The sequence below is a fragment of the Halorubrum rutilum genome, assembly GCF_024494565.1.
This window is the reverse complement of sequence record NZ_JANHDN010000003.1, coordinates 26,993-39,997: the sequence shown is the minus strand read 5'-3', so window position 1 is coordinate 39,997 and position 13,005 is coordinate 26,993. Positions and strand designations below refer to the sequence as shown.

At 60.2% G+C, this 13,005-nt stretch carries 16 protein-coding genes; 5 read left to right on the top strand and 11 right to left on the bottom strand.

The window, feature by feature from the left end; all coding sequences use genetic code 11:
* Positions 1-165 precede the first annotated feature (165 nt).
* The 3 genes from NO900_RS06755 to NO900_RS06745 all read right to left on the bottom strand — a co-directional run bounded on the left by NO900_RS06755 (position 166) and on the right by NO900_RS06745 (position 3,683).
* A complete protein-coding gene (locus tag NO900_RS06755; protein WP_256408457.1) occupies positions 166-1,044 on the bottom strand; it encodes a DNA-binding protein in 879 nt (292 codons plus the stop codon).
* A gap of 869 nt (positions 1,045-1,913) precedes the next feature.
* Entirely contained in the window at positions 1,914-2,207 is a 294-nt protein-coding gene (locus tag NO900_RS06750; protein ID WP_256408901.1) for a type II toxin-antitoxin system VapC family toxin, read from the bottom strand.
* 54 nt (positions 2,208-2,261) lie between these two features.
* Positions 2,262-3,683 (bottom strand): transposase, encoded by a 1,422-nt coding sequence (locus tag NO900_RS06745; protein ID WP_256408456.1) that lies wholly within the window; start codon positions 3,681-3,683, stop codon positions 2,262-2,264.
* A gap of 91 nt (positions 3,684-3,774) precedes the next feature.
* Here NO900_RS06745 and NO900_RS06740 point away from each other — a divergent pair, with 91 nt between their 5' ends.
* Positions 3,775-4,008, top strand: coding sequence for a winged helix-turn-helix transcriptional regulator (locus NO900_RS06740; protein ID WP_256408455.1), 234 nt, complete (start codon positions 3,775-3,777; stop codon positions 4,006-4,008).
* Between the two features lie 90 nt (positions 4,009-4,098).
* Here NO900_RS06740 and NO900_RS06735 read toward each other — a convergent pair whose 3' ends face one another.
* Both NO900_RS06735 and NO900_RS06730 read right to left on the bottom strand, forming a co-directional pair.
* Complete coding sequence (locus tag NO900_RS06735; protein ID WP_256408454.1) at positions 4,099-4,272, bottom strand: AbrB/MazE/SpoVT family DNA-binding domain-containing protein; 174 nt, start codon at positions 4,270-4,272, stop codon at positions 4,099-4,101.
* A gap of 186 nt (positions 4,273-4,458) precedes the next feature.
* Positions 4,459-5,031 carry a hypothetical protein gene (locus tag NO900_RS06730; RefSeq protein ID WP_256408453.1) on the bottom strand — a complete coding sequence of 191 codons (573 nt, stop codon included), beginning with the start codon at positions 5,029-5,031 and terminating at the stop codon, positions 4,459-4,461.
* 281 nt (positions 5,032-5,312) lie between these two features.
* Here NO900_RS06730 and NO900_RS06725 point away from each other — a divergent pair, with 281 nt between their 5' ends.
* Together NO900_RS06725 and NO900_RS06720 are read left to right on the top strand one after the other, a co-directional pair.
* A complete protein-coding gene (locus NO900_RS06725; protein ID WP_379791700.1) occupies positions 5,313-5,459 on the top strand; it encodes a DUF2080 family transposase-associated protein in 147 nt (48 codons plus the stop codon).
* A gap of 3 nt (positions 5,460-5,462) precedes the next feature.
* Entirely contained in the window at positions 5,463-6,692 is a 1,230-nt protein-coding gene (locus tag NO900_RS06720) for an RNA-guided endonuclease InsQ/TnpB family protein (protein ID WP_256408451.1), read from the top strand.
* Positions 6,693-6,767: 75 nt separating this feature from the next.
* Here NO900_RS06720 and NO900_RS06715 read toward each other — a convergent pair whose 3' ends face one another.
* The 3 genes from NO900_RS06715 to NO900_RS06705 form a co-directional block, all read right to left on the bottom strand.
* Positions 6,768-7,280, bottom strand: a complete 513-nt coding sequence (locus NO900_RS06715; protein WP_256408450.1) for a PIN domain-containing protein — start codon at positions 7,278-7,280, stop codon at positions 6,768-6,770.
* The gene (locus NO900_RS06710) at positions 7,281-7,583 is read right to left on the bottom strand and encodes a hypothetical protein (protein WP_256408449.1); all 303 of its coding nucleotides are present in this window, start codon (positions 7,581-7,583) and stop codon (positions 7,281-7,283) included.
* 395 nt (positions 7,584-7,978) lie between these two features.
* Positions 7,979-9,583 (bottom strand): ATP-binding protein, encoded by a 1,605-nt coding sequence (locus NO900_RS06705; RefSeq protein WP_379791715.1) that lies wholly within the window; start codon positions 9,581-9,583, stop codon positions 7,979-7,981.
* 251 nt (positions 9,584-9,834) lie between these two features.
* Here NO900_RS06705 and NO900_RS06700 point away from each other — a divergent pair, with 251 nt between their 5' ends.
* Together NO900_RS06700 and NO900_RS06695 are read left to right on the top strand one after the other, a co-directional pair.
* Complete coding sequence (locus tag NO900_RS06700; protein ID WP_256408447.1) at positions 9,835-10,083, top strand: hypothetical protein; 249 nt, start codon at positions 9,835-9,837, stop codon at positions 10,081-10,083.
* Entirely contained in the window at positions 10,080-10,475 is a 396-nt protein-coding gene (locus NO900_RS06695) for a PIN domain-containing protein (protein WP_256408446.1), read from the top strand. The genes NO900_RS06700 and NO900_RS06695 overlap by 4 nt, the downstream gene beginning before the upstream one ends.
* Here NO900_RS06695 and NO900_RS06690 read toward each other — a convergent pair.
* The 3 genes from NO900_RS06690 to NO900_RS06680 form a co-directional block, all read right to left on the bottom strand.
* The gene (locus NO900_RS06690) at positions 10,472-10,750 is read right to left on the bottom strand and encodes a DUF8150 family protein (RefSeq protein WP_256408445.1); all 279 of its coding nucleotides are present in this window, start codon (positions 10,748-10,750) and stop codon (positions 10,472-10,474) included. The genes NO900_RS06695 and NO900_RS06690 overlap by 4 nt on opposite strands.
* A complete protein-coding gene (locus NO900_RS06685) occupies positions 10,728-11,330 on the bottom strand; it encodes a hypothetical protein (RefSeq protein WP_256408444.1) in 603 nt (200 codons plus the stop codon). Before NO900_RS06685 ends, NO900_RS06690 begins: the two co-directional genes overlap by 23 nt.
* A 587-nt stretch (positions 11,331-11,917) precedes the next feature.
* Positions 11,918-12,853, bottom strand: coding sequence for an ArdC-like ssDNA-binding domain-containing protein (locus NO900_RS06680; protein ID WP_256408443.1), 936 nt, complete (start codon positions 12,851-12,853; stop codon positions 11,918-11,920).
* Between the last annotated feature and the right edge of the window lie 152 nt (positions 12,854-13,005).

The following is a 13,005-nucleotide window of genomic DNA, read 5'->3' as shown; positions in this document are numbered from 1 at the left end:
GAGGTTGTGGCTGCGCGCGCAGCGACCACAGGGAGCGAGCACGGAGCGGTGGGCGGGGTGGTGGGGTGTGGCTGGCTGGTGCGTCCACACCGATCAGCGGGCCCGCCGGCGTGACAATTGATGCTTCACCATGCCGATCCTCCGGCAAAAAGGGGAGACGTTGGCCTACCTTTCCCACCACCGGTCGCGCTCGGGGAAGCCAAGCTGTGAGCGCCGCGTCAGCGCCACCGACACCCGGCCCTCGTACCAGCTCGTCTTGGCATTGAAGATCCGGATACGCTCGCCCTCGTCGATGCGTGGTTGATCTGACTTTGTCCAGACGGTTACCTTGATCTGACCGGTGTCATCCGCAAGCAACCCGACTTGGCTAATGGCCGGACTTGTCGGTTCCCAGTCTTCGACCCACTCGCCGGTGATGCTCACCGTAGAGCGATTAACGTCGCCGACCGCGTCGATCGGAATGACGGTCCCGGGCGCCGTCCGCACCTGCTCAGCGACCCGCACGGTTGCCGTCGGTAGATCCTGTCCGTCAGCGACCTGTGTGGCGAGCCGCCTGCTCACCGCCGCAGCCGTCCACCCTGTCCGATTGGTAGCGATCCGTCTGGCGGTCTTGTTCACTTGCGCAAGCTTTTCTTGGGTGAGCGACTCGCGAGGATCCGCCCGCGCCGGATCTGCCCACGGGTCCACGGCGGCACGCCGCTCGGCGAACGTCTCGCGCCGCTGGCGACATCCCTCAGCTGCGACCTGCCGCGTCCGGGCTTCTCTGTCAGCTGTCTGTCGACGATCCCACCGTGCGCGGGTGCGTGCTTTCTCGGCCTCGCGCGCCATTGCTCGCTCCTCGGCTGCGAGCGAGAGTCTGTCAACCCCCGCGTCAGGGTGGTTTGCATCCACCGTCGCCTGCGTTTCCTGCTGGACCGTCGCCCGGAACGCTGGCTTGTCGTCGACGACCTCGAAGCCGTCCTCGTCGACGCCGGCGTCTTCGGGTCGTTCGAATGCCTGTTCATCCACCGTAACGACCTTGCGACTCGAGTTGTTACTAGACATTGGATCTCACCGATCCGAAGGCGCTCGCGCGCCGACTCCGCGATGCTCCAACATCGCGGTTTTCCGACGACAACGACCGACAGAACCATCTGCGCGCTCTCGCTCGCGCCCGGTAGGGCGCTCGCGAAGGCGCGAGCGAGAGCGCGCCTGCATGAGGTGGCCCCACCCAGCACCGCGCGCCGACCCGCCCGGAGCGAGCGGCCAGCGGAGAAAGCGTGGGGGGTGAGCAGCCACGCCGCGCAGCCCCCCGCTCTTTCCCGCTGGCGTCGAGGGCACATGCACTTTAGCCCGGCAGGAACCGCACCTACCGGAGCGGAAGCCCGCCCGGAATGGTCGGTCGCGAGCGACGCGGAGGGCGGCAGCGGCGAGCGGGGCGGGCCGGTACGGACACACCTGTCCAGCCGACCGCGACACTGGGTCCAGCCACTGCCCAAGTAGATGCAGAACGAGTGAGGCCACCTTGATCGTTAGATGGCGGGCCGAATAACACACGTGATTGTTAATCTGGGAATGAAGGCGATAGCCACACCGAGTACTGTCATTGTTGATGTCCCCGCGATCCCGGCCGGCAACACTGCACCCACATTGAAACTCAGTTCAGATGACACTTAACAGAGAATGTATGATCCAGAAAAGCGGAAGGTATAATCTCTCGTTTCGGCGGTGAACAGAGGCCGCTGCGGGGGGCCTCTGCTTAACCAACAGATCACTGCCAGTGTTGGTTAATTTACCTACACTCGTCGGCACCCATCATTACGAAATCTGTAGTCGGTCTGCGATGGCTGCCGTGTATTCCCAAACGATGTGATAACACAGAGAGACAAGGAAATACTTGACATGCGGGATCAGACTGAATCCGACACCATCCTTCACTGGAAGGGATTGTCTGGCGTCTCTAGCCGGGTGATACCCTGGATTGTGTCGAAGTCGCCATCAAACGAATAGAGGTACTCAATCTCTTCTCGCTCCATATATGCAGCAATGGTCGCGTCGCCGAAAGATAGGCCCTCATCGGTCTGGAAGAGAGTTACAGCGGTGGTGAAATCCTTCTGGGCCGCGTGGAGCAGTTCAAACCCAGCAGACTGATTTAGCCGCTCATATGTCTCGACGGCCGTCTCGTGTCGCTTCCGATTGTGTATCCAGTTGAGCGTTTCGAGGGCGATGTAGTTCTTGACATCCTCCCACGGCTGAAGCCGTGGGATTCCTCGGTGGGTGATTCAGGCCGGTCCTAACTCTGAGGCAAGATTCCCCTTGCGGGTACTCTGGTTTGTGGGCTCCTTTTTGGTCGCGTGACCACGCTGTCGCCAGCAGTGATCGTCCCACTCGAGGCGGGGCACTGTCTGGTGTCCCCTCTCAGGCCCGTTCCGACCTGAGTCCACAGGCCGTGCCATCGGCCTTCTTCCGGTGAAATCAACATCGCCATCCACCATGCTTTGCAGGAAATTCTCGCTTCCCACCACATCACTGTGGCCTTCAAAACCACATCCGCCACATTGGAACACGTCGCCGTTGCGCGAGACGTGCGCCTCTTCATCGCAGCGTGGGCAGTGACTGGATGTACCTGCCCCTGACTTTTCTTCGACACTGATGCCACACTGCCCCTCTAGGACGGTCTGCATTCTGCGACGGAAGCGACCGTGCGCCCAGAACAGATCCGTCTTCTCATTGACTGTCGCTGACCAGTGTTTCTCACGGACATCATCTAACTTCCCGACAAATACTTTCTCAACACCCCACTCTGAGAAGAGACGTGTGAGGTGGCGAACGAGCGCATCTTGAGCGTGATTGCGGTGTCTCGTGCGCTTCGCATACAGTTTCTCTACCAACCGACTGCTATCCGTCTGTGCAGGAAGCTGAGACTGTAACTCACCGATTCGTTCGGTGTAGTGGTGGAAGCGGTCGAATAGTGGACGGGCGTGAAAGACGCGCTGGTGGCCGTTGGTGGTGGTGACGGCGACGAAGTTGTTCGCACCGACATCCACGGCGGCCACGCATCCCTTGTCGCTGGAATCCGTGGCCCGTGTTGTGTCATGCAGAAATGTGACTGGCTGCTTTGCCGTGAATGATTCGGCGGATCGGTCGTACACCAACTCCAAGCGCCCACCGTGACCGTCGTACTGTGGATTGCCCTTTATCGGAACGCGAATGCGTTTGTTGAGTGGAATGCCGTACTTCTCTTTTAACTCGCTGCCGAGTGCGAGTTCGATCCGGCTGTGTTCGCCCCACTCGACAGTGTAGGCGTCGTTACGGATGCACGCTTTCAGTACGCGCTTGTCGTCGTCTTTCCAGTAGCCGGGGACGCCGGGTTTGTCGTCGCGTTCACCGTCGTAGTAGTTGTCGAGTTGCTCGAAAAATGCATTCCACTGTTCATCACATTTGTCGAGCATCTTATCAGTGATCGCCCGACCGAGGACTGGACGGAAGCGGTTTCGTATCTCGGTTTTCGTGATGGCATTCCACACGTCGCTTCGCGTCTGATTGTCGTCGAAGTGAGCTTGGCAGCGGTGGTAGGTGACAATGTTGACAAGGGCGGTTGCCGAGTCTAGCAACTCGATGAGGCACACCTTCTTCCACTCCTCGCGGGGAGCGAGAGTGAAGATGTTAGTTCGCGTTCGCTTTTCACCGGTTGTGGCCGCCATCGTCTATTTTGTCTCACGTACGACAATAGTGTAAAGGCTACGATTTCGAGTATGTCCAGTGTTTTTGACTGATGCCGTACAACGCTAGTACATGAGTGAGGAATCGAGCGGTGGTCGGCCACGAACGCTGACAGGCAAAACAGTGTTAGATGGATTCAACCAGATAGACAAGCCAGTGGCAACTGCCGGATTGTTAGCAGACGTGGTGAATGCGCCGAAACGGACCGTTCTTCGGCGGCTTCGAGAGTTGGAAGAGAAAGGTCAAGTAGAGCGATGGAAAGTTGGCAGTCGCGCTGTCGTCTGGTGGCCCACCGAACAATCATGACGCGGGAATCACGGCAAGAGTGTCGGCTGTGGACTGGTTCTCTGTGCCTATCGCTTGCACCCATCCCTGAAAGGGGTGGGCTTCCGCTCGCTACGTGTCAGATCCACCACCCCCCATCGGGACTGGCTCGAAGTCATCGAACGCGCCGTAGCGCTGCTTGACGACCTCCACAAAGAGGGTCCCCTCGTCGTCAGTCGTCCACCGAAGCTTGTCGCCAGGCTCAATGTCAAGACGCCGACGGATGGCTGCCGGGATTGTTACCATCCCCCGGTCGCTGACCGTGGTTTCCTCGGGGGGTCGTCAGTTGCCATACGCAGCGGTATACGCTCGCATAAAATACATGTTGCGCCACATGTGGTGGGGAAAGAGAACCGGTGAAGTCTCGATCAGCAACTGGTCACAGCCGCGGATTGTTATCCAACAGACCCCGCAGATCGCTACCAGTGTAGGTTAATCACAGAAGGAGTTGATCGCGTCCGTGAGCGATCCCTCGAACTGCCACGTGGCCTCGGTGAACGCGTCGCTCGTCTGATCGTCCCACCGCGGGAAACCGCACGGCTCGCTCACGGCCACCTGCCACGCGGGCGGCTCCACCTGTGCCAGCTCGTAGGGCGGGATCGCGACGATGTACAGATACTCCTCATCCCCATGGATGCCCGCTTGGGGATCCTCAATCCCGTGGCCGAGCAGAAACAGTGGCTGGGAGAGATGTTGCATCCGAGCCGGATCACAGACGTCGACGGGCGACTGCGCGTCAACACGTCGATCAGCATCTCGCGTTGGATCGAGATACAGCGGCAGCGTCGTGAGCATGTCGAGGAACACGTACTGGGCGGCCGCGTACCCCGGCCCCCGCACGCTGGTCGTCGCCTCCAACAACTGTTTGAGTTGGTGGAGTTGTCCGAGGATGCCTGCTGGATACCCGTCAGAATGAGTGTACACCTGTGCAACTGGCGCGGTCGGATCGGTTGTCCGGCCATCGTCGAGGGTCCGAACGAACCGGAGTTGACAGCGGGTCGACATCGAATCACGCCGGCGGTTGTCTCGCCGGCACCCATCGCGGCGAGACACAAACACCACGAGCGACGCGAGCTGTTAGTAGGTGTCCCCACGTGGGGAGCTGTGAGAATTAACTGGAATTAGGCGCTAAGTCCCCTCCCTCAAGGAGCAACGCAGGGAGCGAAGCGACCGAGTAGCGCAGTAGGGAGGGGATACAGCGCCGCACGGTTCTCATACACCCGCGACACTCGCGGCCCACAGGCCCACCATTCCGTTTATGTCTATCCAAAGTCTATACACAGATGATGGATAGATTTGAAATCGAAGGCGAGGAAATCCTCGATGGAACGGCAAAACCGTCGGGGAATAGTGCCCATGTCATCGTCCCGAAACGCTGGCGGGGGGCCGACGTGAAAGTCGTCCGCGTCTCCGAACCCGACCCAGGCGAATAAACCATGCAATATAATTACAAGTATCGACTTGACCCGCCGGAAGCCCTCACCGAGACGCTTCTGTCCCACGTCGATACTTGTAGGCAACTCTACAACCACGTCCTCTACCTGCTCAACGAGGAAGATGACATTCCGGCCCGCTACGAGGTACAGGGGCAGCTCCCCGACCTCAAATCGCGGTGGGACGGCCTCGGGGACGTTCACTCGAAAGTCCTACAGATGGTCGTCAAGCGCGTCTACGACAACCTCTCCACACTCAAAGCGCAGAAAGAGAACGGACGCGCTGTGGGGATGCTCAAGTGGAAACCGCCCCGAGAGTACCGTTCGCTCACCTATAACCAGTCCGGCTTCGAACTCAAGAATACGAGTGGTCGGCCTACGCTGTGGTTGAGCAAAATCGGTGAGATTCCTATTCACCTCCACCGCGACATGCCCGGGAACGCGACTATCAAACAGGTCACGGTCAAACGAGAACCCACGGGAGAGTGGTTCGCAACCTTCGGCATCGATGTGGGGGAAGTCACGCCTGAAAAACCAGAGATGCCCGAGAAGGTCGTTGGCATCGACGTGGGGATTCTCAAGTACGCCCACGATACCGATGGGTACGCCATTGACAGCCCCGACTTCAGCAACGAACGCGAACGACTCGAACGCGCCCAACGCGAACTCTCACGGAAGGAACACGGCTCTGCGAATTGGGAGAAACAGCGCCGAGTTGTGGCCGAGCGACACGCCGATCTCAAGCGAAAGCGACGCGACTTCCTTCACAAGTTATCGAACCACTACGCGAGAGAATACGACCTTGTGGCCGTCGAGGACTTGGATGTGAAAGGGTTGATCGAACTCCCCGGCAACTCACGGAATCGAGCAGGCGCGGCGTGGGGGGCGTTCCTTCGGATGCTCGAATACAAATGCGAGCGTGAGGGAACGCACTTGGTCTCGGTTGATCCGAAAGATACGACCAAAGAGTGCGCGTCCTGTGGTGTCAAGACAGATAAACCGCTGTGGGTGCGCGAACACTCGTGTCCCGCCTGTGGATTTGAAGCGGACAGAGATGCGAACGCGGCGTGTAATATTCTTTCTCGCGGCCTCGAAGAAATAGGAGTGGTTCACTCCGAATCAACGCCTGTGGAGACTGCGCTCCCTGTGGACACCGTTGTGTCTGCAAAGCGCGTCGTGGAAACAGGAAGCCCCACCCTCAAGGAGCGAACCGCGTCAGCCGTGAGCGAGTAGGGTGGGGTAGTTCACAGAGTAAGGCGGCTGTTCAGCCGGATGTTGCATCGTAGTAGAGACAAAAAACGACGCTAATCACGACTCTTCGAGCAATGAGCGGGCCCGTTGGACATAGCTGTTCGCGTCCCAGCTGCGGGCGTCGCTCATGTTGTCGAGAAGCGTGCGTGCATCGGCGGCTGACAGCTGACCGGTGCGAACGAGAATCGACAACAATGTCGGTGTCGTGACAAGCCGGGTATCAGCGAGCGACGCATGGATGAGCCCGATCTGGGTGAATTCATCACAGAGCAACAGCGCGGCGTCGAGGTCGTTTGCAAGGGAGACAGCAGCGTTCTCCCCATCATCGAGTGGGAAGCCAGCGTCGAGTACCACAGACTGTCGTTCAAACTGCGCAGTGCGGTCGAGGACAGCGGTTGCAGCACCGCCATGGACATCCTCGTACGAGGCAACCTCTTCGAGCTCCGCGATGACCGCGGTTGGCACAATAACCTCGTATTGGGAGAGAGCGAGCGCGAGTGGGTCAGGATCGGTATCAGCGACGATCCCGAGAGAGACGAGCGCGGAGGCGTCGGCGACAAGCCGGGACATCTAGGCGTCGGCGATCTCGTCGATGAAGTCCTCATCCAGCTGCTGTTTCAACACGCGGAGGTTCGCCGCTTCTTCGGCGCCAACCAGTGCTTTGAGTTCTTCAAACGAGATCTGCTCATCGTAGTAGGCGGCTGCGATCTCCTGGATGAGTGCGTCATCATGGGTTGCTTCCTGAAGATACTCGCGGAGGGCGGTCACGAGGATGTCTGTGCGATCCTCGCCAAGGACAGCTGCGAGCGCGTCAGTGCGATCAATCAGGCGGTGGGGCGCCCGAAACTGGACGCGCTTCTTATCGCTACTCATTATGTGTACGTTGTGAGCCAGTATGCATAGTTCTTTTTGTGTGTACAATGTGAGCGTTGCATCGGTGCTACTCACCCCGAGGCGGCAACACCCGATGCCCACACGGACGACAGATTGCGGTCTGTGGACCACGCACAACGACGATCGCGACCGGCGCCCCACAGCGTGGACACGCTTCATAGGTCGCCATCACCAACTCCCCGGTTGAATCCGTCTACAGCGCTCACAGACGACGAGTCGTCTCCGTGGTGTGGGAACTGTGCTCGTGTTCTCGGTGGCTGTGAACACGATCCCCACGGCGGCTGATCGAGTAAGCGAGCGATGCGACCGATACCGATCGATACTATGTGGGTGAACATGGCTCCCACCCGTTGGGAGCCACACAAACCGCACCGTTATCCGAGCGAGACGCCCCGCTCGCGGAACACCGGCTGGAACCCTCGCTCGTGGACTGCCGTCACCAGTTCGGTGTACGCCGTCCGCACCGCGGGATCCTCGACGAGCTCGCGAAACCGACTCTCGAACCGTCGCCCGTGGGCTGTTCGGCGCTTGTCCGATCGGTCATGGGCCGCCTCGTGGCACAGGGTGAGGAAGAGATCGTGAGTCCACACGGCGCGTTTCGAGCTCGTCACTGCCGAATCTGTCAGCACGATCCGGGTGTGCCCGTCTGTCCACGCATCGGCGGTCGCCTCACCCCAGTAAATCGTCCGATCGATCCCGATTGTGTCGGCCAGCGCCCGCGCGAACAAGAGGTATCGCGCCTGCCGTGTTGCGAGCTCAGTGTCCGCCAGCCGACTGTACCCCTGCCAGACGCCCGCCTCCTCAGCACGTGTCGCGACGTCGAACCGCGACGGCAGCGCAATCTCGGCGTCGCTCTCTGTGGCCGCCGCCGCTAACCGCTTGGTGGCCGGATCGGTCGTATCGAGGATAATGGCACCCCGCTCGACGAGTGCATCCCCGCCGTGGCTGGCGCCCTCCTGAAACGCAATCTGAGGAGCCGCCTGAATCCGGGTGAGACTCACCGGGGTGTCGGTCACCAGCTGGAAGAGATCCCGATCCTGCCAGCGCTCGCGGAGTGTCGCATCACTTACGAGCAGTTCGGCCATTGTATCGCGCGTCTGACCGTCGAGCGCGTCATCGCCCACCTGGTCGTACAGCACGATCCGGGCGTCGGCGATCGCATCCTGGATCCGGTCCCACCGCTCACACCCCGACTGAACCGCTGTGCGGCCGAAGTTGAGCGTCAGGTTCCCCTTTGAGACGACGACACCACCCACGCCGACGTCGTGATCGGTGGTCACCAAGAGGCCGTTGCTGTACACGTCCAATCCGTCCTCAGGCGCATGTTCGATCGCCAGATACGCGTCGTCGGTCTCACGCGTTACGGACACCCGACTGTCAGCGACGGCCGCAAACGGATGCCCGCGATCGACGGGCTCACCGTTGACAACGACCGTAACGTCGGTCCGGAAGGTGAGATACGCGAACCGCTCACGGAGGCGCTCGACGATCCGGCGCCATCGGTAGCTCTCCGGATTGGGCACCTCACCCGTGTAGTGATCGATGGTCACGCAGACACCGTCGAACGCGTGCTCCGTCTCAACAACGACACCCTCACGGCCAGCCACCGCTGCGAACGGCTCTGTCGTCCGCTGACCCTGATAGTCGAAACACAGCGCGTGTCGCCCGCTCCAGATGCGCACGGCGCCTTTCGCGATGATCGCACCTGTCCCGATCCCCCACTCGCCGAGGGTGGTGTCGTCTGCTCGCTCTTTCGTCCCCGCGCCAAGCACGGAGAGGTCCCGCGTCCCCTTCTCGCTCCCCAGATCGACGCCCGTCCCGTCATCACACACAACCGTGCGCTCGGGCGTGACGCTCACGAGCACCCGCGACGACCCGGGACTGTCAACCCCGTTCTGGACGGCCTCACGAACCGCATCCGTGAGATCCGCCATCTGGTCTTCGATCAGATACTGGGCGACCTCATCGGCCGTGGTCATCTCAACCGTCTCGGTACCCCGCGTCTCGGTCCCAGATCGCTCTGGGGACGATGACTGGTTGGACATGGTGTCCACCCCCTCGGAGCACCATACAAACCCTACTGGACGCCGAACCAGCCAGCAGACTCCGAGAGCACTACTCCCTGTGTTAAGGCGGTGGGATCGGTGGAAAGTATACATATAAATTCTGAAATAAAATTAATGCAATCTACGTCACAACCTTCTTAAACACATATATCCCTATATATTTCATGGTCAAAACCATTCGAGTATCGGAGGAATACCACGAGTGGCTGACTGCACACAAGGAGGGTGACGAAACGATGGAAGAAACGCTTCGTCGCATGACGCGTGGTCCGCACCCGGGCGATGTCGCCGGACTCCTAACTGAGGACGAGGCCGACACAGCCAAAGAAGCGGTGACGGATCTGCGCAGACGTGACCGCGACCGATTGAATGCTGCCCAGGCCGCCTTTGACGCCAGCGAAACCACCGAATGATCATCGACTCGTCGTACCTCTTCGACCTCATGGCGGAAGATCCGAATGCGTTCTCGAAGGGGGCAGAACTCGTCGAAACCGGCGAGATGCAGTGGTTACCGACGCCAGTCGTCGCGGAGGCCTACTATGGGGTCGCGACAGCCCGCAGCACCACCACCGAACAGGCGCTGCGCAATCGGCTGCTCGGATATCCGCGTATCGAGGTTGACGACGAGATCGCGCGGCGAGCTGGTGAACTCCTCGCGGCGGCAGACGACCGCGCCGGTGAAAACGCGGGTGTCGGGGCGAACGACGGCTACATCGCCGCGATGGCTGATGTCCTCAATGACGCAGTCCTCACAGCCAACGTCGAGGACTTCAACCGACTCGGTGTCCCGGTTGAAACGTACTAACGATCTGTCCTCAAGTCTGTCGTGTCGCTGTCCTCGTCTTGGATCGCAAGAATATCTTGGGCAACATCGGCCACGTGTTGCTGATGCGCTGCTGAGGTCGCCGCGTGTTGAGCGGCAGTCAGTTGACCGTTGACCACCGCGTTCTGCTGTGGCCCCCACACCTCGGGCGGCTCCGATTGAATGTACGACACCCAGCGTTTGATCGCCGCGATGCGTTGCTCACGATTGCGGTCGTGTTTCGCATCGAGCTGATCAGGCGTCTCTGAGTCGGTCATATTCGGCGTCGACATCGAGTCGGTGTACCCACGTTTCAAGCCGCGACCCACTAAGCGTTTCCTCAAAGAGGGTGTACAGGTGGACTGCGTCTTCGATATCCTTCTGGGCGCCAAGCGACAATTTGTACGCGATCTGGAGCTCAAGCGGGCCGATCGGGATCGATTTGCCATCAATCTGCGCGGTAATCGCGTGAGAGAGCGATGCGCGGTCGAACTCATCGCCGACGATCTTCAGTTCAAGATGCGGAGTCACCTGACCCGTTGGGGCGACCCAGATCGGATCGCCGTTCGCAAGCATCTCGTACATCGACGTGAGCGGCATCACTGGTCCCCAGTATCCTTCCGTTTCGAGCATTGTCGCAAGCTCTTCCGCCGTTGACTCATCGATCGGCTCGATGAGCACGTCGACAGCCTCGGTTGAGCGTGCACGCCCTGCGAGAATCGACACGTACCCAGTGATGTACACGTGTGTGATGCCGATCTGATCGAGGAGCTCTGAGAACGCAATTGCGAGCTCGTCAAGTTGGTTCGGCTCGCGTCTGACAACGAGTGTGTTATCTCGAAGCTCGATTCCACTCATGGGTATGTGTTCTCCGGAGACCGATTGACATCCTCCTCCGCGCTAACGCGGAGGGATCCCGAGCGGTGGGAGTTTCAGGTTCGCAGTCCAATCACCAGACTCCCAGTCCTTTCGGGCACGGTTGGTCCCACAGTATCGGACTGGTGGACTGCTGGCCATGCCAAATGGCCGTTGCCCCTATCCTCGACCGTGTACGGCGTCCCAGTGTTGTTTGTGCCACGGGGACGCTGGCAGGAATCAACGGAGTTGGGGGTATCGTGTCGCGCGCTTTGAGCAGTCGGCAGCGACACACCCTTCAAGGATGTGGCGTTCACCGACTGCCCTTTCGGATACTGCCTCGTTACGTGGGCGGACAGGCCGCCTCCAAAGGACGGTTCGGAATCCGCTCCGTTCCGACCGACTCCTACCTCCGCATAGAGTGGCTTCTCAATTACACCTCGGTATGTGAAACTCGGGACAGACGTTCGGCTGGTGAATTGCTGCCCACCATGTCGGCTTCATCACCCGCCTAAACGCGGGTGTATTCGCCTTCTAGTCTCTACAAATCGTCTGGCCGCCACCAATGCTGGCTGTCGCGCAGGCGCTTGTTAGTGAGTGTGATCGCGCTGTTCGGCAATCGCCTCGATCACTGTCGTGCTTGTCGCTCGAATCCGTTCACACCGCTCGAGGAGCCGATCTGCGTCATCATCGCTCCACGCGGCAAGATACAGCGCCGATCCGTCCATCTCCAGCCCGAAATGGCGCCCGACGACGTACGCGACCGCCTCGGCTTCCAGTTCGCGTGCCTCGTGATCGGCCGTATCCGATGGGTCATGCAACAGCGCGTGGGCGTACTCATGGAGGAGCGTCCCCGCGACGGCTGCAGGATCTGCCTCCTGCACCTGAATGTGGGGTGTGTCGTCGACATGCCGACAGACGCCGTCGGCGTCGCCGTGCGGCCACGCACCAGCACTCACCACATCGACCGTCACACCGAGTGCGTCGGCTGCCGCGAGCAGTCCAGCTAGCAGCTCATCGGCCTCGCCTTGAGCCGCCGTCTCCAGCTCGGGCAGGGGTTCCCCCTGGGTCTGTGAAATATCGAAGACGGGAACGGGTTTGAACCCGACCACGCCCTCATCCCACTCATCGGGTGGTGTCTCATCGTACGCGCAGTCGCTGTCCGCGTGATAAGAAGGACTGTTCCCACAGTCGGGACACTGACGTGAGATCAGCGGCGCCCAAATCCAGATTGCGGATTCGCCTTCTTTCACCTGCCGGTTAAACTCCTCCTGCCAGGTTCGATAGCCGGCAACCTTCGTTGCCTCCGGACACTGCAGGGTGATGAGCAGCGTGTTTCGGTGCGAGTAGTCGTGGAACTGACTCTGGACGTCGAGCCACCGCTGGAACGCCTCACTCGCACGCGCCTCGTCAACGCTATTGACGAGTTCGTGGAGCCACTGATCGATCGCCTGATGCATCTGGTCGGCGCGGGCGTCGGCGTCACCGAACGTGACGGGCCCGCTCGCGGGGTGGGATTCGGCCATGTGCGCTCCCGCCCCTCGGGAGCGCCACAAACACCGACAATTCCACTCGCCAGCCAGCCGAGACGACACACGTGGAGGCGACACCTCCCCAGGATACGCCATACTGGCTCTCTGAGGGTGACAGCAACGCCGATACTACCAATATTGGCATA

What these genes read in the sequence shown, in the direction of transcription:
- NO900_RS06755 (WP_256408457.1), bottom strand. Translation starts at nt 1,044, where the DNA reads ATGTCTAGTAACAACTCGAGTCGCAAGGTCGTTACGGTGGATGAACAG.
- NO900_RS06745 (WP_256408456.1), bottom strand. Translation starts at nt 3,683, where the DNA reads ATGGCGGCCACAACCGGTGAAAAGCGAACGCGAACTAACATCTTCACT.
- NO900_RS06740 (WP_256408455.1), top strand. Translation starts at nt 3,775, where the DNA reads ATGAGTGAGGAATCGAGCGGTGGTCGGCCACGAACGCTGACAGGCAAA.
- NO900_RS06735 (WP_256408454.1), bottom strand. Translation starts at nt 4,272, where the DNA reads ATGGTAACAATCCCGGCAGCCATCCGTCGGCGTCTTGACATTGAGCCT.
- NO900_RS06730 (WP_256408453.1), bottom strand. Translation starts at nt 5,031, where the DNA reads ATGTCGACCCGCTGTCAACTCCGGTTCGTTCGGACCCTCGACGATGGC.
- NO900_RS06725 (WP_379791700.1), top strand. Translation starts at nt 5,313, where the DNA reads ATGGATAGATTTGAAATCGAAGGCGAGGAAATCCTCGATGGAACGGCA.
- NO900_RS06720 (WP_256408451.1), top strand. Translation starts at nt 5,463, where the DNA reads ATGCAATATAATTACAAGTATCGACTTGACCCGCCGGAAGCCCTCACC.
- NO900_RS06715 (WP_256408450.1), bottom strand. Translation starts at nt 7,280, where the DNA reads ATGTCCCGGCTTGTCGCCGACGCCTCCGCGCTCGTCTCTCTCGGGATC.
- NO900_RS06710 (WP_256408449.1), bottom strand. Translation starts at nt 7,583, where the DNA reads ATGAGTAGCGATAAGAAGCGCGTCCAGTTTCGGGCGCCCCACCGCCTG.
- NO900_RS06705 (WP_379791715.1), bottom strand. Translation starts at nt 9,583, where the DNA reads ATGACCACGGCCGATGAGGTCGCCCAGTATCTGATCGAAGACCAGATG.
- NO900_RS06700 (WP_256408447.1), top strand. Translation starts at nt 9,835, where the DNA reads ATGGTCAAAACCATTCGAGTATCGGAGGAATACCACGAGTGGCTGACT.
- NO900_RS06695 (WP_256408446.1), top strand. Translation starts at nt 10,080, where the DNA reads ATGATCATCGACTCGTCGTACCTCTTCGACCTCATGGCGGAAGATCCG.
- NO900_RS06690 (WP_256408445.1), bottom strand. Translation starts at nt 10,750, where the DNA reads ATGACCGACTCAGAGACGCCTGATCAGCTCGATGCGAAACACGACCGC.
- NO900_RS06685 (WP_256408444.1), bottom strand. Translation starts at nt 11,330, where the DNA reads ATGAGTGGAATCGAGCTTCGAGATAACACACTCGTTGTCAGACGCGAG.
- NO900_RS06680 (WP_256408443.1), bottom strand. Translation starts at nt 12,853, where the DNA reads ATGGCCGAATCCCACCCCGCGAGCGGGCCCGTCACGTTCGGTGACGCC.